The organism is Sphingobacteriales bacterium, assembly GCA_016711285.1.
Taxonomy (GTDB): Bacteria; Bacteroidota; Bacteroidia; order Chitinophagales; family UBA2359; genus JADJTG01.
In genome coordinates this window covers 92,979-116,527 of the sequence record JADJTG010000014.1, presented here as the reverse complement: position 1 = coordinate 116,527, position 23,549 = coordinate 92,979, and the positions used below count along the sequence as shown (strand labels likewise).

The following is a 23,549-nucleotide window of genomic DNA, read 5'->3' as shown; positions in this document are numbered from 1 at the left end:
TATGAAAATATATTTACAACTATTATCACTTTTTGTGTATTCTTTTCTTATTGCACAAGAGAAAATACTGAAAGATTATGTTATCCCCAACGAAAAATTTGACAGCCTTAATAATGTTTGGATAGAAGAACCTGTTCCGTTTGTGGAGGTATATGAAGAAATAATTGATAACAAGCTAACAGGTAAAACCGTTTTTGAATTTTCACCCAAAAAGCAATTAATACTGAACCATCGATTTTTTTGTTCCAGTAAACATACTTTTTATATAGCTTGGAATGATAGTACATTGGTGTATTTTATCCGTTTTGCAAATACTATTTTGGAGTGTAAGACTTATAAATATAGCATAGAGAAGGGAATAGTTGAACCTGTGAGAACAAATTATACAGAACCTCTATTAGGTCCAAGGCCATATAGGAGTGACGGAAGAATTCAGGATATACGAATATTAAGCGGAGATATGATACTAATAGGTGATGAAATTAAACAGTTATCAAGATACCAACGCAAACTACTCTATTTAAAAGATGATAAATTGTATTTGTATGATTTATAAAACAGATATTACGAAAAACACATGAAAAATATTAATTTTTATATAATACTATTTTTAGTTTTTACAAATACCACTATAGCGCAAGAGGTGTCGGGGCAGTATATGTCAGGTTTTATACAAGATGTGGTACTTGATGAAGACAAAAATACACATTTAAAACCTGTTCTTCGGATAGTACAGGTGAGCAGAAATAAAAAAAATAAAATATTACTCACTTTTCCTGATGCATCAAAATTTGTCGTACCCTCATCAAATTATTTGAGTGCCAGTATAGCTCCCAGCGACTCCAATACCGTATATTTCACCCTCAGCGACTCTCTTTTGTTTTCAGCCGCTTTCACAGACAGCCTCCGTAGCGATGTGCTCCTTTCGGTGTATCGCTACAATGCGTCAAAAAAAAGCCTGCAAGCCATCGCCGAAAAAATAATATTGGACAACAGCACCCTGCACGAAGGAAACTTGATAAAGATACGCACCCTGCACGAAGATTTGATAGTGTTGTTATATGGTACTGCGGAACAAACCAAACGCCGCCTTATACAAATTAAAAACAATACTATTGTTATAAAAAACTTATAAAGTATAAAACAATGAAAACTATCACTATACTCATCAGTTGGCTACTGGGGTTTATGCTCAGTGCCCAAACCGCCAGCAATTTAAGTGTGCTTATTACACCCGCTTCCAAATGCGAACAGCAAGGCTGTATAGATATCACCATCAACGGCGGTCATTCACCTTATATGGTAGAGTGGTGGGGCAATACGGTTAGTAACTCAGAAATAGTAGTAAACGGCTCAAGTGATCTGGCAGATTTGTGCAATATTCCGGCGGGCAACTATTGGCTTTATATCACAGATGCTTGGTGCGGTGCTATTTTTACGGTTTTCACCGTACCTGAGCAAAACGCAAGCATAGAGGTGCTTTCTTTACAGCACGTTTCTAAATGCGAGGGCAATATATGCGACGGAGCTATTAGCGTTGCAATAGACGAAGATTTGGTAGGAAAAGACTATGAATTGGAATGGAGTAAGGAAGGAGGAGGTTCGGTTGGTGGTTCATATACAGAAACGGGGATAATGAATTTGTGCCAAGGCACTTACATCGTAGAACTCTATACCGAAAACTACGAATGCCTGATAGATACCAAAAAAATAGAAGTCTGCTGCTGCAAAGGCGATGTTACTCCCAGCATCACCTATCCCAATTGTGATGGATATACCCAAGTATACCCGCTTTTGGAAATAACAGGAGCCACACCAATAGTACCCACCTTAGATAACCCCACCGGCGGCTCTATTAATATTGATGTATCCATACCCGACGATTACACCACTCCCGTAGTATATCAATGGACAGGACCCAACGGCTACACCGCCTCCACACAAGACATCAGCGGCTTGGGTCCCGGCAAATATTGTGTCGTTATTACCACAGGCTGCTCCTACAAAATTAAAAAATGTTATGAGTTGTTTAGTTGCGATTTTATAAAACTTGAGGTCACTGCGGTCGGCACTTCAGGCGATTGCAATGGTTTGGGTACGGCAAGTGCTTCTGCAAGCGGCGGTAAGTCTCCTTATAATTTTATTTGGAGCAATGGCCTGCAAGGTAGTACTATTAATTATTTGTCATCAGGAACTTATACCGTACAAGCTATTGATGCAAACGGGTGTAAAAGCACAAATATAGGCAGCGTAGAGATTAAAAATAATGAAGGCTTATTAACAGCAGATGAAAAATGTGGTATTTATTGTAACGGAAAATTTATAGAGCAAGGAGAGATCACGGAGCAACAAACAGATCCAAACTGTATAGTTACTACTTATTGTACGGGCAATTTGGCACATGTTGGCAATGCAGGCGAGTATGAATTAAAAATGACAAATTTCACATCTTGTGACGCAGCTAAGATTTGTAAAAACGACCCCAATCCAGAAAACCCTCATTTTTTTGGTATAGATGGAATTCCATTGGGGGGAATAACACTTTTTAGTAAAGATATAGATAAACAATGCTTTCGCTGTGCTCAGGTAGATGCTTATTGTGAATTTATTGATGTGGAGCCGCTCAATCCTAATGGTCCCATAAATGTTCGCTTTATTACGGATTTGGTAGTCAATTTGGAGATAAAATTTGATACAATAGGCATTTGTGGTACGAGTGCTTCTATGATTTTAGCTACTTGTGATGGCAAACAAATTACTTTTTGTGATGACGAATTTTGTGCTTGTAAGTGCAATTATTATGAGGGAGCGTTTTTTGAGGATAGCGGAAAAAAATCAATAAACGAAAATACAGACACCAGCTTACATAAAAACAGTAATTTTGTTGTATCTCCTAATCCTTTTAAAGATTACCTAAATATTATAATGGAGTTATCACAAAAAGAACATTTGAACATTACGCTGTATAATTCAATAGGAGAAATGGTATTTTTAATGAAAAAGGAAGTCGAGCAGGGCAGGGGTGTTTTACAAGCAGATTTTAGCAAAATGGTATCAGGTGTTTATTTCCTACATATCAACAACGCACTCAATACCACAATTTTTCAACAGAAACTCATCAAAATTGAATAAAAAGATGTTTAAATTTTTATTAAATGTTCTTTTGTTTTGCGCTATTATTTATCCGTTTGATAATAGTATTGGACAATTTTTTGGAAAATGTTCTTTCTCTTTGACAGTAGATGCTCCTGTACCCGAATGGGCTTTTTTTAAAGTAGAATTGACTGATGATTATAATACGTGACCGACTTATTTAGGTGGTTATTATTTTTCTTTTTGCCTGCTGATAGTTTGCAAACTCCCAATGCTACTTTATATGAAGTGCTGTATGGCGATTCGATTATTTTAGCTCAAACTTATATACCCATTCTTACAGATACAGACACAACATATGAATTTGCGCTAATCCGAGATTGCGACTACAACCTGACCCTAACCCTACATGGTATTCCGTATATTGCTGTTCAGGATAGTGAAATTCCGGTTGGTAAAATTAAACTCTATGACTCTGATATTTTATTACCGAACTTACTTCCAATAGAAGAAGCCATAGCCGCGGGAGCTAGAAGATTTAATGTAGGATTAGATTTTTATAATCTTGAGAAATTTTTTATAGAAAAAGATACTGCCGTACAGGTATGTGAAAGCGCAATATATGAGCTAAATGGGATATATTACAGAGAAAATACTAACATTGTTGATACTACACATCTTCGTAAAAACGCCTGCGATACTATCTATCATTATCAAATTTATTTTAAAGGAACTTGCCCCGACGTTTTCCCCTCTGCTTTTTCGCCCAATGACGATGGCAACAACGACACCTACCGCCCACTGCTGGCAGAGGCGGGCGCACAAGTATCCAGCTATCAACTCAATATCTACAACCGCTACGGGCAGTTGGTCTTTGGCAGCAACGACCCCCACCTCGCCTGGGACGGCACTTTCAATGGCAAGCCGCAGCCTGTCGGGGTGTATCTATTTTATTGCACCTACCAAACCGACCAAAATTCCAAGCATTTCACCGAAAAAGGCAGTATTACCCTGATACGATGAATAATATATTTGTATTTGATTTTTAATAAAAATATCGCTACACCACTCGTGCCGGTGCAAAACGGCGCAACATTTTCAGTGTCACCTCAAAATCTTTTGCCAAAGGTGCTTCTATTTGCAGCGTTTCATCTGTAAGGGGGTGCTGAAATCCGAGTTGCAGGGAGTGGAGGCAGGTGCGTTCCATCAAAGGCTGCTCCTCACCACTGCGGTTCAGGTTAAATCTCCTTTTCATCGCCGACAACAACAAAGGCTTGCCTTTTCCGTACAAAGTATCGCCCACCAAAGGAAAACCCACCGCCCGAAAATGCGCCCGTATCTGATGCTGTCTGCCCGTTTCCAAATCTATTTCCACCAAAGTATGCGCTTTAAAACATTCCAGCACACGGTAGTGCGTCACCGACCTTTTGCCGCTTTGTCGGTTTATTTCCATCAGTCCGCGCTTGGGATTGAGTGCCAAAGGCAAGTCAATCGTGCCGGTGGCGGTGAGCATCACACCTTCGCACAGTGCATGGTATTTTTGGATACCTGACGGCTCTCAAATTGCTTGGATAAAACTTTATGCACCTGCGCTTGCTTGGCAAAACACAAAGCTCCGCTCGTTTCTTTATCCAAACGATGTACCACAAATATTTCGGGATAGCGGCTTTGCAGCATATCACGAACATTGGGCAATTCGGGTTCGTAGCGGTCGGGAATGGTGAGCCAACCCGCCGTTTTGTTCAGCACGAGCAGGCTGTCATCTTCATAAATAATGAGATTGGGATTTTTTACAGACATGTAAATAGTATAAATACAAAAAATGAATACGCCCGAAAACGTTTATTATAAAAAAGGCGAAGATAGTGTAAGTATCCTTCTTTTTGGTAAAAGAAGGCTTGTATTGGGTGTTTTTTTTAAAATCATTTTCGCACCAATATCGTAAATTCATACAAAGGATAGTCGTGGAGCAAAGCCACCCGTGCCGAAAAATGACGTTTGCAGTAGTCAAACCAAAAAGTGGGCGAGGCATAATATAAATAATCGCGCTGCTTGGGCGGGTCGGAGTAAGCGGTGAGTAAATTAAAAGCAAAACCGCGCTTGCTCAAACGCTGCAATTGTGCCAACTCATCGCAAATATATTGCTCCCATTGTGTGGTATTTTGTTGTTGCTTTACGTTCCACACCCCGCTCGCTACTACAAAATCTGCCGCCGTTTCGGGAATTTGTCGGCTGAAAGCAAGTGCCGGGTATTGCTCTTGTGCCGTCTGCAACATCGCCGCCGAAATATCATAGCCGCTATATATAATATCGGTATAAGTCTGCCTTTGCAGCCACTCCCAAAAAGCACCATAGCCGCAGCCGTAATCCAACACCGAAAAATTGCTTTTTTGTGCATCAAAAAGTTGCGCCAACACCGCAAAACGCAACTCCTGCGATGCCGCCCCATTCCAGTCTGCGCCCTGTGGTGTAGTGCCGTGAGCCTGCAATTTGGCAGTATAATAATGATCCGTCTGCTGCAAAATTTCTGTTATTTTCATCTCAAATATAATCTTCCGTTTTTTTCTCCACAAAATACAAAGGACGCTCTTTGACCTGCTCAAAAATTTTTCCGATATAAATACCCGCAATGCCCACCGACACCAAAATTACGCCCGTAGAAAACAACAAAGCTGCCATCAATGAAGTATAACCCGGTGCCGCCCCGCGAATACAATACGCCGCCACCAAATATAGTGCGTACAACACCGAGCCTATGAACAAGAAAAACCCCAAACCGATGCTCAACCGCAGCAGCTTATCCGACTGAGAAGTAATGCCGTCTAATGCGTGTCGCAGCAATTTTGAAAAAGTGTAGCTGCTATTGCCTTCGTAGCGCGGCTGATGCTCAATATCAAGGGTACTGTGCGGAAAACCCAGTGTTTGTACCAACAATAAATAATGTCGGTGTACATCTTTTATTTGCAGAAAAGCCTCAACAGCACGGCGGCTCAACAGTGAATATGCCCCGATTTGTTCGCCTAGCGATTTGGTTTCTGCCAGATAATTGTAAATGCTGAAATAAAGCCGCGCCGTGATGTTTTTAAACCAACCGTGCCGGCGTTCTTGCTTGCGCGTATAAACAATGTCGTAGCCTTCGCGGGCACGTTGCAGCAGCAGCGGAATATAATGAGGCGCATCTTGCAGGTCGCAGTCCATCACAATGATATATTGCCCACGCGCCGTCTGCAGTCCGGCAGTGATGGCGATATGCTGCCCGAAATTGCGGCTCAATTTGATGCCGCGCACCGCATTGCATTGCCGCGCCGCCACTTCTATCGCCTGCCACGAAGCATCGGGACTACCGTCTTCTACCAAAATAATTTCGTACTCCAAACCCAAAGGAGCAAGAGCCTCAACCATTTGCCGCACCAACTCCGATACGATAGCCTGTGCCCGATACACCGGACTCACCACACTTATCATCACCTTTGTTTCGGCTGCTTTCATTCGTTTTGTATCAATAAAAAAGTACTATGTTTTTTTTAAAAAAAACAGCTATATAAGTGCCAAAAATAAACAAGATTGCCTTAGTAAACAATTTTCATTGAAATTGATATGCACGAGAACTATTATTTTGGAACACAGAGTGTCTTTATTTTTTTTAAAATAAAAAAAAACACACTGCTATTTTTAATAACAGTGTGTTTTTATGCAAAAATAAAATTAAAAATTAACGCACCACTATTTTTTGATAAGCAACAGTGCCATTATTCATACTTAAAGTGGCAATATAAATGCCGCTTTGCAACACACCCGCCGGCAAGTTGAAAGTTGCTTGTGAAGCAGCCTCATCTTGTTTCCATTGATGTACTGTTTTTCCTTGAATATCGCTAATGCTCAATACAAAACCCTGCGGCGCATCATTCACTGTAAAGTTGATAACACCATCAGTCGGGTTCGGGTAGGCTTGCAATGAAGTAACCCACAGACCTTTGCTTGCTGCTGTGTTGGTATTGGCAGTATAATTCGGTTTACTTTTTGCCAAAGTAGTCATATCTGTATTGATAGTTGTACCCTGTACCACCACAGCGTCAGCGGGTACATCTAAACTTTTAGCACCGCCACAGCCATCAGGGAATGCTTCAAAGAAACAGCCGCTTTTTGCCCAAAAACCACTCGTAAGACTTACATAGCTGGCAGCACCGCAATCATAAGTGATATTAGCCCCCGAATTGATGATATTGTTTGCCGTGATAACACCGGAACATTCAAAATCAAAAGTTTCGCCACTTACAAAATCATCGGTAGTATTTACATAGTTCAAAGAAGTAGGACAAACCGGAGCGCATACTTCTGCTACCACATCATCTACAAAGAAATGGCTTATATTGCTGGCATTGGTAATCGCTTGAAAACGGATTTCTACTGTTTGTCCGGCATAAGATGTCAAGTCAAAAGTTGCTTGTGCATAGTTCCCCATAGACGTATTGGTACACAACTGATAAGTAGTAACAGTCGTGCCGTTTATTTTTAAATACGCTACATCTCCTGTACAAGTAGTTTGAGTAGTGGTGTATATCAAATAATAATAGGTGAGCGTGGCTGTAGAACCCGCCGGAATAGTAATAGATTGCCAAACTTGTGAGTTTTCATTATTGGCACCGCCCAACCAAGCCGACCAAGCACCGCTATTATAAACGTTGCTGGTATTATCAACGGTTTGAAAACCATTGGAAGAAGATTCCGACCAACCCACATTTGCTCCCGATTCAAAACCGCCATTGGTAATATAATCACTACAAGTAGAAGATGTTGTTGTAAAACTATATACAGTTGACCAAGCACTGGTGCCACAACTGTTAATGGTGCGCACACGCCAGTAATAAATAGTTCCAACACTCAAAGAACTGCCCACAGTATAAGAAGTACCTGTAATACCTGTTCCACTGGCTACTGTGCTGCCAAATGTATTAGAAGTAGATACTTGTACATCGTAAGAAGTGGCACCTGAAACTGCAGTCCATGTCAAAGTAGGAGTAAGTGCAATATTAATGGCTGCATTGGCAGGGCTGCTCAATGCAGGTGCGGCAGGTGCAGTACAAGCCAATGTAGTAAAGCTCCGAATCGTTGACCAAGCACCGGTACCGCAGCTATTTACAGAACGCACACGCCAGTAATAAGTAGTGCTATAAGCAAGTGCGGGCGATACGGTATAAGAAGTATTCGCTCCGCTATAAGAAGCATAAATAGTAGCAAATGTAGAAGATGTAGATACTTGCACTTCATAAGAAGTAGCAGCATTTGTGCCTGTCACTGCACCCCAGCTCAAAGTTGGCGAAAGGGCAACATTGGTGGCGGCATTGGCAGGGCTGCTCAATGCAGGTGCCGCAGGTGCCGCAGTACACGCAGCACCGCAAGCAGTAGAACTCAACAATGAAACACGTACTCCTCCGCTGGCAAACAAAGCCTGCATTCTTGTTTTTTGTCCGGCAGAAAACATATTCATACAAGCATCATCGGTATAGTCCATGTAGTTCATAAACATATCGCTGGAACTACAAGATGTTTGAGGATAAGCAGGGCAGCCGTAATATTCACTAGCTTGATTGGGCGTGTCTGACACCAAATCGCTGCCAGTACAAGCTCCGCCGTCATCACCCCAGATATGATATAAATTCAAATAGTGACCTACTTCGTGCGTAGTAGTACGTCCCTTGTCAAAAGGTGAAGTTGCTGTTCCTGTAGTACCAAAGTACAAATAATGGATTACTACACCATCGGTAGCACTTGGACCTCCCGGAAATTGTGCATAACCCAATAAGCTTGAACCCATATCACAGACCCAAATATTCAAATAACTAGAAGGATCCCAAGCATCTATACCTCCTGAAGAAGTATATTTTACGGCATCATTATCACTGAACGTACCAACTGCGGTAGAAGTGTTGGTGATACCGTCAGTAGCGTTGCCTGAAGGGTCTATGGTAGCCAAACAAAATTCAACCTCTGCATCGGCAGCAATTCCTGTAAAAGCAGAAGGAGTAGAAGAAGCATCTGCATTCAAACGGCGAAAATCTTCATTCAATACGTCTATTTGTGATTGTACTTGTGCGTTGCTGATATTTTCGGTAGAATTTTGATACACAACGTGTACCACCACCGGAATAGTAACAACTGCACGGTCTGCCTTACCGCCTTTTTGTGAATAAGACTCAGTAAAGGCTTCTATTTCTTGCCTTTTTTGTTCATAAAGTGGGTCTTTTTGTTTAATTAGCTCATGATGATGCATGGTGCTGCAACGGTCTTGTGCCCAAGCATTTTGTTGCTGGATAAGAGCTGTAAGCAACAGCAGTAGCACAAGAAAATAGTTTTTAATCATTTCTTTTAGTAAAAGATAATTTTTGAGATAGTTAAAAAATGTAATTTAGTTAGGGGTGCTTGATATTTATCTTATTATTGTTATTTTAAAATTTATCTATCCCTTACAGCTTAGTGAATTACGGAAAAAACTGTTTCGGCTGCTTTCATTGCCGTTAAAAATTCGTCCATATCCAACTGTGTAGGTATATTTTCCTGCTCAAAAAAGCGCAGCAGATTTTCGGTTGCCAAGTTGCCCACCAATTCATCTTTTGCCATCGGGCAGCCCCCAAATCCTTTCATCGCTCCGTCAAAACGGCGACAACCATATTTGTAGGCTATTTCCACTTTTTCGCGCCAGTTGTGAGGTGCGCTGTGCAGGTGCGCGCCAAATTCTATGTGCGGATAATCTTCGGTGAGTATGCCGAATAGTTTGCCGATAAGAGCGGGGTCGGCGGTACCGATGGTATCCGCCAGCGAAATAATATCTGCTCCTATTTCTTCATCTATCCTGTCCACCCAGTGTTCTACGAGGGAATAATCGTAAAAATCGTTATATGGATTACCGAAAGCCATCGACAAATACACCACTAAGTGTTTGCCGTTGATTTCGCAGAGGTTTTTGATTTCTGCCAATACTTGCAAGGATTCTTCAATGCCTTTGTTGGTATTGCGGCGTTGAAAGGTTTCTGACACCGAAAACGGATACCCCAAATAGGTGATTTCGTCACGTTCGCCGGCGAGCGTAGCTCCGCGTGTATTGGCGATAATAGCAAGCAGGCGCGTTTTGGTATCGTCTAAATCTAATTTTTCCAGCACTGCCGCCGTATCCTGCATTTGCGGTATGGCTTGTGCCGATACAAAACTGCCGAAATCCAAAGTATCAAAACCTACTTTGAGCAGTTGATTCAGATAATGCGCCTTTTGTTCGGTCGGGATAAATGTTTTGATGCCCTGCATGGCATCGCGCGGACACTCTATAATTTTTACGGAAGATATTGATGACATATAGGATTTCTATGTTCAATAAAAAAACTGAGGCGGCTTTTATCTATTTATAATTATTATAGACAAAAAATCTCTGTAAAGTAACAATAAAAAAAGGGGAATTAAGGTCTGAGGTGCAAAGTTAGCTAAAAATTTGTGTTCATGAAAACTATGTTTTTGTTATATATATTTCCACTAATAATTAAATCCGGTATTGTTGTTTTTATAAATATTGCTAAATTGCGGTATGAAAGCCGATGCTCATTTTTTTGAACAAGTATATGATATTTGTCGCCTTATCCCAAAAGGGCGCGTAACAAGTTATGGTGCTGTTGCCCGCTGTTTGGGGGCTTCGGCGCGTATGGTGGGCTTTGCCATGAACCACTCGCACACGGCATCGCTGCCGGTGCCCGCCCACCGCGTTGTCAATAGCAAAGGCGTATTGTCGGGTAAGCACCATTTCGGCGAGCCGCAGCGCATGCAACAACTCTTGGAAGCCGAAGGCATCACCGTCATCAACGACCAAGTGGAGCATTTTGACCAACTATTTTGGAATCCGCTCACCGAAATCAATATTTAAGAAGCTCCCCGCGTATTTATTGAAACTTTTTTTATGTTCTTTTCGTTGCTTAGTCTTTGAACTCAATCATTCAAAACACCCATGAAATCCTTACATAAAACTGCTGTTGATATTGTTTCAGAGCGCATTTTAACCGAAGACCGCCGCAAAAATTTACTCACTTTGCTGGCTGTCTCTGCGGGCATTGACATTGCTATGTCTTTTGCCGAAGTTCCGTTTTTGGTAGCTACGGTGGGCGGCGGACTTATTTTAGACGAGATTTTGGAGTATTTTATTTCAAAAGCTATTACTAAGTCGTCTATGAGCGATTTTAAATTGAGCTGGACAGACCGCCTCCTCGGTTTGATACCTATTCCGGGTGTGACGGCGGTAACAGTACGTTGCCTGAAATTGTTGTGGCGCACCAAAAGAGAAAAAAATGCCATCACCACCACCAATATGACTACACCTTAAATATACTCAAAATATTTTTTCTGATTTTTTCAAAAAAAACAAAAAGCGGCTGCTTTTGCTACGGCAAGCAGCCGCTTTTTTTATTCTTCCCTCATCATTTGAACACAAAATTGTTTTCTTCTGTTGGTATTTTAAAAAAATCTGTCTTTTTTAGCGTTATGAAAAGAACATTCCTGCTCGCCGCCCTCTTGGTTTGTGGTGCCTCCGCCTGCAAATACGTCAAAGATACGCCGCTTGGTGCCATCGCCGCCCCGCCGCCACCGCCTTATCTCAGCAAAACCTTTCAGGATTCGGTGCTGCTCCATATCCTCGCCGACAGCACCATCACACAAACAATATTTACTGCCCACCGCGCCGATTCTTTGCAGTCGCAACTGAAGCAGTTGTATGCCCTGCGCCAAAATAATTTGTGCTGGCAGTCGCTGCAAGCTGACAGTGTGCAAATTTCTCAAGTGCCTGCCGTTATAGAGGCTTTGCAAACCGCCTCACAACACGGTTTTGAGCCGGAATGGTATGGCATAGCGGCTTTGCAACAAGCCCAACAAACAGCGAGTGCGCCGCCTGCACAAGGCAAAGAGCAGGAAAAAATAACAGAAAAAATCCGTTTAGATGTTCAAACCTCGGCGGCTCTCTTGCAATACGCCACCGACCTTTCTATGGGACGTATGAAAGTGCCGCGTTGGGATATTCACCCGCAAATGCCGCCCTTGGCACAACAACTCAACGAAACCTTGCAGCAGCACCGCGATTTGAAGGATTTTTTAAACACTTATATCCCCAAACACCCCCTATATACACAGCTATCCGAAGCCATCGCTGCACAAAAAGGAAATGCCGAGATGTTGCAACTCGCCGAACTCAACCGCGAACGCCTCCGTTGGCTGCCCGATAATTTGGGCAATCGCTATGTTTTCGTCAATGCGCCCGAATTTATGCTGCACGTTTTTGAAGGAGAGCAATCAGCTTTAGATATGAAAGTTATCGTAGGCGACCACATCACCCAAACACCTATTTTTAATGCTACTATGGAATACATCGTATTCAGCCCGATATGGAATGTGCCCACGAGCATTGCCCGCGAAGAAATATTGGAATGGGTAGATAAAAATCCGAACTTGCTGTTGGTGAGCGATATGGACGCTTATTATAAAGGTAAAAAAGTAGATATTCACAGCGTAAACTGGCAGGAAGCAAAAAAAGACTGGCGCAACTGGAGTTTTAAACAACAACCCACCGAGCGCAACAGTTTGGGCGATGTAAAATTTATGTTTCCCAACAAACACTCCGTTTATCTGCACGATACGCCCCACAAACAATATTTCAACGATGCGTTTCGTGCGTATAGCTCCGGCTGCGTGCGCATGGAAAAACCGGTAGAATTTGCCGAATATTTACTCAAAGACAACGGCGGCTGGACAAGCGACCGTATTCGCGGGGCAATGGGGCGCAGTGCAGAGCAACACGTCAATCTGAAAAACAAAATTCCGGTATATATTTATTATATCACCAATTTTGTGAATGAAAAAGGCGAACTCCAAAAACGTACCGATATGTATGGCTACGACAAACGCCAATTACCCCTTTTCAAAGAAGCATTTAAAAAATAAAGTGTGTCGGGGGGTGTTAGTGGCAAACCTATTAAAGAAGGTACACGAAAGAAAAAAGTAAACAGACAGAAAATCAAACCGTTTTGAATGAAAAAATATATTTAAAGAATGAAAAAAAACAAAATATTTTATGAAACTGACCTCGGGAAACTACTCCTTACAGACTCTTACAAAGAGTTAAAAGATGGTTCATTGAAAAAATATAAGGGCAAAATAAATCTAATTATCACTTCACCACCGTTTCCATTAAACAACAAGAAAAAATATGGAAACCTTCAAGGTAAGGAATACAAAGAGTGGTTTATCAGTCTTGCTCCAATCTTTGAAGAATTATTAGCTGATGATGGTTCACTTGTTATTGAAATCGGGAATGCTTGGGAATCTGAACGACCTGTACAGTCACTTTTACATTTAGAATGTTTACTTGGGCTTGTTCAAAATTCCAATCTAAGATTGATACAGGAATTTATATGTTACAATCCTTCAAAACTTCCTTCCCCAGCTCAATGGGTAACAGTTAATCGTATTAGGACGGTAGACAGCTATACTCATATATGGTGGCTTGCCAAATCAGACTACCCAAAGGCTGACAATACAAAAGTTTTGCGACCTTACAGCAAGAGTATGAAACAACTTCTCAAAAATCAAAAATATAACTCAGGTAAACGACCTTCGGAACACGTAATTTCTGAAAATGGATTTCTGAAAGATAATGGAGGAAGCATTGCTCATAATTTCTTTGAAATGGAGCCAATTGATGAAAAAAGAGAGGTTAGACTGCCTCACAGTGTTTTGAGCTTTTCAAATACACATTCAAACGATTACTATCTGAAAGCTTGTAGAAAGAATGATATCATTCCTCATCCTGCTAGAATGAATCAAGGGATTGTTAGTTTTTTTATCAATTATCTGACTGATGAAAAGGACTTAGTTTTTGACCCTTTCGCAGGAAGTAATACAACCGGTGCAACAGCCGAAAAGCTTAATAGAAAATGGTTAGCAATGGAAATTGACCGAGAATTTGCAGACCAATCAATTTTCAGATTTGAAGACAAAGAACTTAATGCAGAACTTATACCAAATAAACATCTAAAAGGCACAGTTTGTAAAAAGTTTCCAACCTGTAATGGATTGAATGATAACGTTACTCATATCGTTGATAATATCAGTGACTTTGGCGGAGAGTTCTTCCAGATCTTTGCAAATAATGTTAGCAGTTTTGCCCTTGATGAATCGCCATATCATCTCTGCGGGGTTTAATTCGGGAGAGTAAGGAGGAATAAACAACAGATGAATATTTTAGGAATTACCAATTGTCGGCTGTGGTGAAAAGCACCATTGTCAAGTAGAATTATCTTGAATTCTTCAGGCTTTTGTACGGGAGAGTTTATCTATAAATATTTGAAAGCAGACCGTATTACAGTAAGGCATTTCTAAGGTAAGATTGTCTCCGTTGATGGGGAATAGGCACCAAAGAGATAGAAGTTTTGGAAGCGATGTTGGTAAGCTACGATGGGTTTTACGCCCTTTGCGGTAAGGCATCGTCTTATATTGGGCAATAACCCGACCCTGCTTTCGTCAGCAACATAAATATTTATACACTGGCAGCCTGAAAGACGAAACTCCTTATTTTTAATGCCTTCTAGCGTGTTTGATAAGTTTTTTTAAAAGTATCAACCGCCGCTTCGTCCTTTTGATATGGCTTTTTCTACCCACCTTGAGTTTTGTGCCAAAGTTTCGCTTCAGATACATCCTTACCGTATTGTATTGCTTTTCAATACCCAACTCCGACTTCAGCCACTGCTGTGGCTTCTTTGTAGCTGCGCAACCCATTCTTGGGATCTTTTAGCTTTTGCGATATCCGCTCCTTGTCTGCTGTCTCGAGTTGGCTACGGAAATCACCACCTCTATTGTCCCTGAGCAATCCATCAAGTCCCTGCGATTGGTAAGTAGCTTTCCACCTGTTTATCGAACGCACAGAAGCCCTGACTTGATGGCAAGAAGATGATTGTGGTGGATACCGCTTTGGATATTCATCAACATCTTTATTTTAGAAACGCCCTTCCTTTTGGCTTTTTTATGTAGCTGTTTTAGGTAATCTGCTGACTCTTTTATGATAAGTTCTATGGGTAATGACATAATTACCATACCATAATAACTATGCCAAATAGTTGTTTTAATGGTATTAAAATCCACTTCTAATGCTAGACGTAATAAAAAAAATAACAGACATTGACTTTTTTAAAGAAGGACAAAATGAAGACCTTTTTGTGGGTAGACCTTACTCGATAAACTACAATAAGGCTAATTTACTTATTTCAGATTTTTGGAAACACAAAGTAAAAGGAATACCAAGGTTCTTTTTTGTTGGCATTTTACGACAACCCATTTGAGGAAAATATTCAAGAAGCTTTACTCCTTCGAGTTTTAAACCCTTCTTCACTTCCCACTGACAATAATGTCATTTCGTCAATGATTGAATATTACAAAGACAATCTTAATACATCAGGAAAAAAGAGTGAACTAGACGATTTTACGAGATATGAATTTAGTTTTTCGGGTTTGGAATGCAGAATCTTAGGCGCATTCTACAAGGAGGGTAATTCCTTTGAATTTGGTGCTGACGTGGAAAATTTTTATTCAGCTCACAACTACAAAGTTTTTAAAGCACCCTCGAAAATTTTAGAGCTTATAGTAAATCAAAGAGACAAAGATTTAGTTGCAGGTGGCGAGAACGAATTTGCAATTGGAACTGTACGTTATAGTTCTACTAGAAGGTTTTATGCTTCCGATGATTCAGTAAAAAACGTAAAAGTATTTATCAATCCAGGTGATATGCTTGGCAAAAGGACTGCCCTTTTTGGAATGACTAGAACAGGTAAGTCTAACTCTGTTAAGAAAATAATTGAGGCTTCGGTTGAGATATCAAGGAAATCAAAATATAAATCTTTATCTGTTGCATCAAGTAGCTCCGACAATTTTATGGAGCCAATAGATAAGGATTCAGGTGCACCAAAATTTCCAGTCGGTCAAATAATTTTCGATATCAATGGTGAGTATGCAAATGCCAATTTACAAGATAAAGGCACTGCTATTTTTGACCTATATAAAGACTTGGTAATTCGATACAGCGTATTAGACAAGACCAGTGAAGGCTTCAAAGTTCTAAAGACTAACTTTTATACAGAAATTCAAGCTGGGTTTGAACTGGTAAGAGCTTATATGGTACAAGACACCTCAAATTATATTCAGAGTGTTTGTGCGATTGACTTAAACAAACCTGACGGATATGAAAAACCAATTAAAGACCGAACAAGTGATGAAAAAAATGCCGCTAATTTATATGATAGAAAAACAGCACTTTATAAAGCTTGTCTGTATGCAGCAGGTTTTAAAACAAATCAAAATTGGGTCAAATTCTTTGGGGATGCCGATACAATAAATAACATTATACCAAGTATTAAACCTCATAATGGAATTTCATTTGATGAATGTATAACTTGGTTTACAGCAATCTATGAAGCTACTGTTGATTCAACTTTATCTAATCATTTTACTTCGTATAGGCAAGCCAAAGGCTTTGATTATCTTGATGAAGATATGCGGGCGTTGCTTGTATTTCTTACTCGTAAGTCAACTCCTATCGCTTCCCCAACTCTCTCAGGGTTTAGAAAATTAAGAGCAATAAATAATCTTCACACGTCTACTGTTCAGGAGTCATTTGAAACAGAAATTGTCAAAGCATTGCGTGATGGGAAAATTGTAATCATAGATTTATCACAAGGAGACCCATTAATTCAGAAACTTTATAGTGAAAAAATATGCTCAAGGCTATTTTATGATTCAATGAATAACTTCATTAAGACGAGTCCCAACAATTTCATCCAATTCTATTTTGAAGAGGCTCATAATTTGTTTCCTAAAAAGGACGACAAAGATTTAAGTCAAATTTATAACCGAATTGCTAAGGAAGGTGCAAAATTGAATCTTGGAATGATTTACGCAACACAAGAGGTTAGCTCTATAAGTTCAAACATTCTTAAAAATACTCAAAATTGGTTTATTGCTCATTTAAACAACGAAGATGAAACAAGGGAACTTAAAAAGTATTACGACTTTGAAGATTTTACAGAATCACTAGTTCGTTTTAGTGCTAAAAATGACAAAGGTTTCGTAAGAATGAAAACATATTCAAATCCGTTTGTCGTACCAGTCCAAATAGACCAATTTTTAGCAAACAAGTAAAGTATGTCATACAACAAAACAGGGAACAGGCCATTTGAATTTGCTAGTAAAAGCAACCATATTCATATTATCAAAGACCCAGAAGTTCAGAAGTTTTTAAGCCAACACGAACTTCCCAAAGAGGGTGATGAAATTTCTCTATTTGACCAGTATTTGGTGGATATAGATTATGATGTTGTAGATTCTATAGAATACATTATAGCAGTAGATGGAGGTGATACAACAGTTCCAGTCAAATCAAAATTCCCTTCTTCCACTATAACCTTTTTTCAGTTCGGGGCTAACTTATTGAAAATTTCAGACCTTAAAGAATTGAGGGAGCAACCTTTCATTTCTCCACAATCAATCTCAAAACTGAAAGAATTACAGCGGATAAAATTTACCTTACCGACCAAAAACATTGGTTTAATTGATGAAGATGGCAAAAGAGCAACACTAACCTATTCCGTAAGGAAAGCACTTTACGAATTTTTTAAGCAACACGATTTTTTATCAACTTTGAAATGGTTTCTTTTTGAAGAGTATAAAAAAAATCCGAAATCAGAGAGAGAACTTGCAAGCCACCCAAATAATTCTGCGACAAAGAAAGTGGTTATTGAAAGAGATAAAATCAATTCCGAATATAAAATACAACACGCAGACGGTGATTTGTTTTTGACAGATATTTTTAGGCTTCACGAAGTAGTGGATGAAGATTTAGGTGCAGGAGGTATTGTTGGTTATTTAAGGAACTTGATTGAACATTTCATTCTGATTGCCACCATTAGAGGGCTGTATAAAGTCAAGAAAGATACCTTAAAGGAAGTATTATTTCTAAAGGATGGCCCGTTAGGTTTCTTTGGACAAACTGCGAATATGCACGAGCCTATGCGAGAATTATTGAATCACTTGAATTCTGAATTAAATATCTTTTTAGCAGGAATAGAGAAATCGGGTCCGTTTGTAGAACACGCATTGGAAATTAAAGACAAAATAAAGCAAGGACAGGCGTATTTACTTTCAAACAAGCACATTTACAAGTATATAAAACCGGTGACTCTGACAATCCAGAAGCATATGGACGTTCCTCTTATTATAGCAGCAAAGTAATTTTTAAGTCCAGAGATGAAAGAATTTATGTGGTGACTATTCCTACTGAGAAAAGTGAAGTAGTTCTTAATCCTATTAAGTCGGACTTCAAGCACATTGACATCATAATGAAATACATTGAACGACTAAAAAGTGATATGTATGACAATTCTCTTTTACCAATTGCACTTGCAAATAAACTTGTTTCACTTTCAGACTACCCAAGCTCTATTTTGCTTGAAAAGTTTGCTAAAAATAATGTCAAATAATGGATAGATACACCATAAAAACCACCAATAGGCATTTGACTCAATGGCGGGTTCAGTGGTTAAATCAAGCTTTGTGCATCTATCAAAATTTCTACTTGGTTGACGCAATGAAATGTCTCTACTTCCTCAGTCTTCACAAACATTTACCGTTCAAAAGCTAAAAATCTGCGCTTTATCCGTTTAAGATGTCTCGTCTTTGTTGTGATATTTTTTGAAGCAGGGCATTTTTAAGGATAAAAAAATAAAATCGCCTCTGATTTTTTTCGCAAATTTGCCGAAAGGTTTTTTATGAGCACTGCCGACTCCAAGACAACAACACCCCTGATGCGCCAGTACAACGGCATCAAAGCAAAATATCCCGATGCCATTTTGCTGTTTCGTGTGGGCGATTTTTACGAAACTTTCAGCAGCGATGCTGTAACTGTGGCACAGGTGTTGGGTATTGTACTCACCAAACGCAACAACGGCAATGTGGACGTAGAACTGGCGGGTTTCCCTTATCATGCCTTGGATACTTATTTGCCCAAATTGGTGCGTGCCGGTCATCGGGTGGCTATCTGCGAACAACTCGAAGACCCCGCTCTCGCAAAAACCATCGTCAGGCGCGGTGTCACCGAAATTATCACGCCCGGCATCACTACCAACGACAAACTCTTAGACCACAAAACCAATAACTATGTGGCTGCCGTTTATGCGGGCAATCGTCAGTGGGGCATTGCTTTTGCCGATGTATCTACCGGCGAGCTGATGGCAGCACAGGGCGAAGAGGCTTATATTGAAAAACTTCTTCAGAATTTTCAGGCAGCCGAACTCATTTACCCCAAAAACCAAAAAAAGAAACTCACCGAAAAATGGGGCGAACAATATTATATGTACGGTGTGGAAGAGTGGAGCTTTGGTGATGACTTTACCCGCGAAACGTTACTTAAATATTTTCAGGTGGCTTCGCTGAAAGGTTTTGGCTTGGAAGAAAACGCCCACGAAGCCCTCAACGCCGCCGGAGCAATGCTTCATTATATCGCCGAAACCCAACAACGCCCCAGCACTCATTTTCATACTTTGCGCCGCATTGAGCAGGAGCGTTATGTGTGGCTTGATGCTTTTACCATTCGCAATTTGGAACTGATTGCCAGTGCGCACCCGCAGGGCGTGTCGTTGTTGCAGAGCATTGATCGTACCCTTACGCCGATGGGTGCGCGTATGCTCAAAAAATGGGTATTGCTGCCCTTAAAAGAATTGCCTCCTATACAACAACGTTTGGAGTTGGTTTCTTTTTTTTATGAAAATCCCGAACTAAGCCGGCAAATAGAAGAAAACTTGCGCTTGCTTGGCGATTTGGAACGCCTCAGTGCCAAAGCTCCTTTGCGCAAAATGAACCCCCGCGAAGCCCTCCAACTCAAACGCTCCCTGTTTTTGATGCAACCGATTAAAGAAAGCTGCTTAACGGCACAGTCGGCGGCATTGCAGCGTTTGGGCGAACAACTGAATCTGTGTGTGTCGCTGCGCGAGCGCATTGAGCGCGAAATTCAGGAAGATGCCCCCCTGCAAAGCAACAAGGGCGGTATTATTAAAGATGGTGTGTCGGCAGAATTGGACGAACTGCGCAACATAGCAGCATCGGGCAAAGCGTATTTGTTGCAACTGCAACAACGCGAAATAGAAAAAAGCGGCATTACTTCGCTCAAAATCGGTTTTAATCAGGTGTTCGGCTACTATATAGAAATCACTAACCGCTTCAAAGAGCAAGTGCCGCCGCATTGGATACGCAAACAAACCCTCGCCAACGCCGAGCGTTTTTTGACCGAAGAACTCAAAGAATATGAAAATAAAATCCTCACGGCACAAGAAAAATAGTGCCTTTGGAAATACAGCTTTTTGATGATTTATTGCAGGGCATCGCTGATTATGTGCAGCCTATTCAGCACAATGCCCAGCTGTTGGCACGTTTGGACTGCCTGTTGTCGTTTGCGCGGCTGGCACAAACACAGCAATATTGCAAACCACAATTAGATGACAGTTTGGCGATTGATATTAAAGCAGGGCGACACCCTGTGATAGAGCAAACGCTCAAAACCGGCGATGTGTATGTGCCCAATGATGTATATACAGATGCCGACACACAGCAAATTCTCATTATTACGGGTCCGAATATGTCGGGAAAATCGGCTTTGCTGCGCCAAACCGCCCTGATTACTTTACTGGCACAAATGGGCAGTTTTGTTCCGGCTCAGGCGGCGCAAATCGGATTGGTGGATAAAATATTTACCCGCGTAGGTGCTTCCGACAACATTTCGCTGGGCGAAAGCACTTTTATGGTGGAGATGAACGAAACGGCGAGTATTATGAATAATCTGTCGGAGCGCAGCTTGATTTTGCTCGATGAAATCGGGCGCGGCACGAGTACCTTTGATGGTATTTCTATTGCGTGGAGTTTGGCGGAGTATCTGCATCAGCACCCCAAATATCGCCCGCGCACTTTGTTTGCTACGCACTACCACGAACTCAATGAGTTGGCGGAACGCTGGAAACGCATCAAAAATTTTCACGTTGCCACGCACGAAAGCGACAAAAAGTGATATTTCTGCGCAAATTGAGGAGGGCGGCAGTGAGCACAGTTTTGGTATTCAGGTGGCAAAAATGGCGGGAATGCCCCTCGCTGTGGTGGAGCGTGCCCACGAAATTTTGGCGGAGTTGGAGGCACAATCTTTGGGCAAAGAACTGAAAGGAAAATTACAGCAAATGCCCGCAGTGCAGCAGTTTCAGATGAACCTCTTCAGTGCGGCGGGCGCAGACGACAGCAGCATCGCCGAATGGAAAAAAGCGAAAGAGAAACTCAGCGGCATCAATATCAACGCCCTCACCCCCATCGAAGCCCTCATTCACCTCAACGAATTGCAACAATTATTCAAAAAAGAAAGCAAATAGGAAATGTTGCACTCCACAAATCCTATATATTTAACACAAAAAAACCGAAATTGCGTAAATGATTGCCTTTCAATACTTTTTTATCACTTTCAAAAAAGCAAAATAATACCCACCGCAGCGGAAAACAAATATTTATTTCCAGTAAATTATACTGCTGTATTATACAAAAAATTTCGGTGTGGCTTTTCGGCGGGCGATAATATCTCACTATATATTTTTATCATTAGTTTTTTTATATAAATTAATCAAAAAGCAAAAAAATAAATCTACCTTTGCAGTGCCAAATTAAAAAAGCAATATATATTCATATTTCTTTTGATGTGTTTTTGAGCATTTGACAAGATTGTATTTTTTATTCAATTCTTTATTATATTGATAAAATGGCAAATATAGGTTCTGTAAAACAAGTAATCGGGGCGGTGGTAGATGTGAGTTTTAGTGGTAAAGATACTGGATTACCCAATATCTTAAACGCCCTTGAAATTAAAAAGCCGATGGCTCTAAGCTGATTTTAGAATGTCAGCAACATCTCGGCGAAGACAGTGTGCGCACTATCGCTATGGATAGTACCGATGGTTTGGTGCGCGGTATGAAAGTGGTAGATTTGGGCGAGCCCATCTCTATGCCTGTGGGCGATGCCATCAAAGGACGCTTGTTTAATGTAGTAGGCGAAGCTATTGACGGTATCGGTGCGGTATCCAAACAACGCAGCATGCCTATTCACCGCAAGCCACCTGCCTACGACCAGCTCACCACCGAAGCACAAGTGCTTTTTACGGGTATCAAAGTTATTGACCTCATCGAGCCTTACTCCAAAGGTGGTAAAATCGGTTTGTTTGGCGGTGCGGTGTAGGAAAAACGGTACTGATTATGGAATTAATCAATAACATCGCCAAAGGGTATGCCGGTTTGTCGGTATTTGCCGGTGTGGGTGAGCGTACCCGCGAAGGTAACGACTTGTTGCGCGAGATGATTGAATCCAATGTAATTAAATACGGCGAAGCCTTTAAACACAATTTGGAAGAAAACGGCAGCTGGGATTTGAGCAAAGTGGATAATACAGCTTTGGCACAGTCGCAAGCAACTTTGGTGTTCGGACAAATGAACGAGCCGCCCGGAGCGCGTGCGCGTGTGGCTTTGTCGGGGCTTACCGTAGCCGAATATTTCCGCGATGGCGACAGTGCTCAAGACGGCGGACGCGACATTTTATTCTTTATTGATAATATCTTCCGCTTCACACAAGCCGGCTCTGAAGTATCGGCTTTGTTGGGACGTATGCCTTCGGCGGTGGGCTATCAGCCGACACTCGCTACCGAAATGGGATTGATGCAAGAGCGCATCACCTCCACCAAACGAGGCTCTATCACCTCCGTACAAGCGGTGTATGTGCCTGCCGATGACTTGACCGACCCCGCTCCTGCCACCACCTTCGCCCACTTGGACGCTACTACGGTATTAAGCCGTAAAATTGCCGAGTTGGGTATCTATCCGGTAGATCCTTTGGATTCTACTTCCCGTATCTTAGACCCCAAAGTAGTAGGCGAAGAACATTATCAGTGCGCCCAGCGTGTGAAAATGATTTTGCAACGCTACAAAGAATTGCAGGATATTATCGCTATCTTGGGTATGGACGAGTTGAGCGAAGAAGACAAATTAGTGGTATCGCGTGCACGTCGTGTACAACGCTTCTTATCGCAGCCTTTCCACGTGGCAGAGCAATTTACCGGCTTGAAAGGCGTATTAGTACCTATCGAAGAAACCATTCGCGGATTTAATATGATTATGAATGGCGATGTAGATGAGTATCCTGAAGCGGCTTTCAACTTAGTTGGCACGATTGATGATGCCATTGCAAAAGGCAAGAAAATGCTGGAAGAAAGCAAATAATGTTATTTTTTTTTCTTATACTATACTATATTCAATAATTCAGATTATCTTTACCTATTATTACGTTTCGTGGTTTGGTTTCAAAGAAACGTTGTG

Annotated in this window: 17 protein-coding genes and 3 pseudogenes; 14 read left to right on the top strand and 6 right to left on the bottom strand. The window is 41.0% G+C overall.

Going from position 1 to position 23,549, the window contains the following annotated elements:
- Window position 1: 1 nt before the first annotated feature.
- Genes IPL35_13200 through IPL35_13180 form a run of 5 tightly spaced genes read left to right on the top strand, consistent with a single transcriptional unit; the run spans window position 2 to window position 4,116 of the window.
- Window positions 2-556 (top strand): hypothetical protein, encoded by a 555-nt coding sequence (locus IPL35_13200; GenBank protein MBK8444305.1) that lies wholly within the window; start codon window positions 2-4, stop codon window positions 554-556.
- Between the two features lie 21 nt (window positions 557-577).
- Window positions 578-1,135, top strand: a complete 558-nt coding sequence (locus tag IPL35_13195; GenBank protein MBK8444304.1) for a hypothetical protein — start codon at window positions 578-580, stop codon at window positions 1,133-1,135.
- Window positions 1,136-1,146: 11 nt separating this feature from the next.
- Window positions 1,147-3,132 carry a T9SS type A sorting domain-containing protein gene (locus IPL35_13190; GenBank protein MBK8444303.1) on the top strand — a complete coding sequence of 662 codons (1,986 nt, stop codon included), beginning with the start codon at window positions 1,147-1,149 and terminating at the stop codon, window positions 3,130-3,132.
- A 4-nt stretch (window positions 3,133-3,136) separates the two neighbouring features.
- Entirely contained in the window at window positions 3,137-3,304 is a 168-nt protein-coding gene (locus tag IPL35_13185; GenBank protein ID MBK8444302.1) for a hypothetical protein, read from the top strand.
- Window positions 3,301-4,116, top strand: coding sequence for a gliding motility-associated C-terminal domain-containing protein (locus tag IPL35_13180; GenBank protein ID MBK8444301.1), 816 nt, complete (start codon window positions 3,301-3,303; stop codon window positions 4,114-4,116). Before IPL35_13185 ends, IPL35_13180 begins: the two co-directional genes overlap by 4 nt.
- Window positions 4,117-4,153: 37 nt before the next feature.
- Here the strand turns inward: IPL35_13180 and IPL35_13175 are convergent, their stop codons facing one another.
- The 6 genes from IPL35_13175 to IPL35_13150 all read right to left on the bottom strand — a co-directional run bounded on the left by IPL35_13175 (window position 4,154) and on the right by IPL35_13150 (window position 10,440).
- Window positions 4,154-4,609 (bottom strand): hypothetical protein, encoded by a 456-nt coding sequence (locus IPL35_13175; protein MBK8444300.1) that lies wholly within the window; start codon window positions 4,607-4,609, stop codon window positions 4,154-4,156.
- Entirely contained in the window at window positions 4,606-4,893 is a 288-nt protein-coding gene (locus IPL35_13170) for a hypothetical protein (protein ID MBK8444299.1), read from the bottom strand. Before IPL35_13170 ends, IPL35_13175 begins: the two co-directional genes overlap by 4 nt.
- Window positions 4,894-5,015: 122 nt before the next feature.
- Window positions 5,016-5,633, bottom strand: a complete 618-nt coding sequence (locus IPL35_13165; protein MBK8444298.1) for a class I SAM-dependent methyltransferase — start codon at window positions 5,631-5,633, stop codon at window positions 5,016-5,018.
- A gap of 1 nt (window position 5,634) precedes the next feature.
- On the bottom strand, window positions 5,635-6,582 hold the full coding sequence (locus IPL35_13160; protein ID MBK8444297.1) for a glycosyltransferase family 2 protein: 948 nt from the start codon (window positions 6,580-6,582) through the stop codon (window positions 5,635-5,637).
- A 223-nt stretch (window positions 6,583-6,805) separates the two neighbouring features.
- The gene (locus IPL35_13155; protein ID MBK8444296.1) at window positions 6,806-9,454 is read right to left on the bottom strand and encodes a T9SS type A sorting domain-containing protein; all 2,649 of its coding nucleotides are present in this window, start codon (window positions 9,452-9,454) and stop codon (window positions 6,806-6,808) included.
- A gap of 110 nt (window positions 9,455-9,564) precedes the next feature.
- Window positions 9,565-10,440: a hydroxymethylglutaryl-CoA lyase gene (locus tag IPL35_13150; protein ID MBK8444295.1), complete on the bottom strand. Its 876-nt coding sequence runs from the start codon at window positions 10,438-10,440 to the stop codon at window positions 9,565-9,567.
- A gap of 226 nt (window positions 10,441-10,666) precedes the next feature.
- Between IPL35_13150 and IPL35_13145 the strand changes: the two genes are divergently transcribed.
- The 9 genes and pseudogenes from IPL35_13145 (at window position 10,667) to IPL35_13105 (ending at window position 23,453) form a co-directional block, all read left to right on the top strand.
- The gene (locus IPL35_13145) at window positions 10,667-10,999 is read left to right on the top strand and encodes an MGMT family protein (GenBank protein MBK8444294.1); all 333 of its coding nucleotides are present in this window, start codon (window positions 10,667-10,669) and stop codon (window positions 10,997-10,999) included.
- A gap of 81 nt (window positions 11,000-11,080) precedes the next feature.
- Window positions 11,081-11,452: a hypothetical protein gene (locus IPL35_13140; GenBank protein ID MBK8444293.1), complete on the top strand. Its 372-nt coding sequence runs from the start codon at window positions 11,081-11,083 to the stop codon at window positions 11,450-11,452.
- A 158-nt stretch (window positions 11,453-11,610) separates the two neighbouring features.
- Window positions 11,611-13,059 carry a L,D-transpeptidase family protein gene (locus IPL35_13135; protein MBK8444292.1) on the top strand — a complete coding sequence of 483 codons (1,449 nt, stop codon included), beginning with the start codon at window positions 11,611-11,613 and terminating at the stop codon, window positions 13,057-13,059.
- Between the two features lie 108 nt (window positions 13,060-13,167).
- Window positions 13,168-14,319 (top strand): site-specific DNA-methyltransferase, encoded by a 1,152-nt coding sequence (locus IPL35_13130; GenBank protein ID MBK8444291.1) that lies wholly within the window; start codon window positions 13,168-13,170, stop codon window positions 14,317-14,319.
- Between the two features lie 941 nt (window positions 14,320-15,260).
- Window positions 15,261-17,304, top strand: a pseudogene (locus tag IPL35_13125) (DUF87 domain-containing protein).
- A 3-nt stretch (window positions 17,305-17,307) separates the two neighbouring features.
- Window positions 17,308-18,393: a NurA domain-containing protein gene (locus IPL35_13120; protein MBK8444290.1), complete on the top strand. Its 1,086-nt coding sequence runs from the start codon at window positions 17,308-17,310 to the stop codon at window positions 18,391-18,393.
- Between the two features lie 29 nt (window positions 18,394-18,422).
- Entirely contained in the window at window positions 18,423-18,641 is a 219-nt protein-coding gene (locus IPL35_13115; protein ID MBK8444289.1) for a hypothetical protein, read from the top strand.
- A gap of 324 nt (window positions 18,642-18,965) precedes the next feature.
- Window positions 18,966-21,566, top strand: a pseudogene (gene mutS / locus IPL35_13110) (DNA mismatch repair protein MutS).
- Between the two features lie 380 nt (window positions 21,567-21,946).
- Window positions 21,947-23,453: pseudogene (locus IPL35_13105) on the top strand (F0F1 ATP synthase subunit beta).
- Window positions 23,454-23,549: the final 96 nt, after the last annotated feature.

Excerpts from the sequence above, each read along its gene's own strand:
- IPL35_13190 (MBK8444303.1), top strand. The coding sequence starts at position 1,147 with ATGAAAACTATCACTATACTCATCAGTTGGCTACTGGGGTTTATGCTC.
- IPL35_13155 (MBK8444296.1), bottom strand. The coding sequence starts at position 9,454 with ATGATTAAAAACTATTTTCTTGTGCTACTGCTGTTGCTTACAGCTCTT.
- IPL35_13160 (MBK8444297.1), bottom strand. The coding sequence starts at position 6,582 with ATGAAAGCAGCCGAAACAAAGGTGATGATAAGTGTGGTGAGTCCGGTG.
- IPL35_13170 (MBK8444299.1), bottom strand. The coding sequence starts at position 4,893 with ATGTCTGTAAAAAATCCCAATCTCATTATTTATGAAGATGACAGCCTG.
- IPL35_13135 (MBK8444292.1), top strand. The coding sequence starts at position 11,611 with ATGAAAAGAACATTCCTGCTCGCCGCCCTCTTGGTTTGTGGTGCCTCC.
- IPL35_13150 (MBK8444295.1), bottom strand. The coding sequence starts at position 10,440 with ATGTCATCAATATCTTCCGTAAAAATTATAGAGTGTCCGCGCGATGCC.
- IPL35_13185 (MBK8444302.1), top strand. The coding sequence starts at position 3,137 with ATGTTTAAATTTTTATTAAATGTTCTTTTGTTTTGCGCTATTATTTAT.
- IPL35_13120 (MBK8444290.1), top strand. The coding sequence starts at position 17,308 with ATGTCATACAACAAAACAGGGAACAGGCCATTTGAATTTGCTAGTAAA.
- IPL35_13140 (MBK8444293.1), top strand. The coding sequence starts at position 11,081 with ATGAAATCCTTACATAAAACTGCTGTTGATATTGTTTCAGAGCGCATT.
- IPL35_13195 (MBK8444304.1), top strand. The coding sequence starts at position 578 with ATGAAAAATATTAATTTTTATATAATACTATTTTTAGTTTTTACAAAT.
- IPL35_13165 (MBK8444298.1), bottom strand. The coding sequence starts at position 5,633 with ATGAAAATAACAGAAATTTTGCAGCAGACGGATCATTATTATACTGCC.
- IPL35_13145 (MBK8444294.1), top strand. The coding sequence starts at position 10,667 with ATGAAAGCCGATGCTCATTTTTTTGAACAAGTATATGATATTTGTCGC.
- IPL35_13200 (MBK8444305.1), top strand. The coding sequence starts at position 2 with ATGAAAATATATTTACAACTATTATCACTTTTTGTGTATTCTTTTCTT.
- IPL35_13130 (MBK8444291.1), top strand. The coding sequence starts at position 13,168 with ATGAAAAAAAACAAAATATTTTATGAAACTGACCTCGGGAAACTACTC.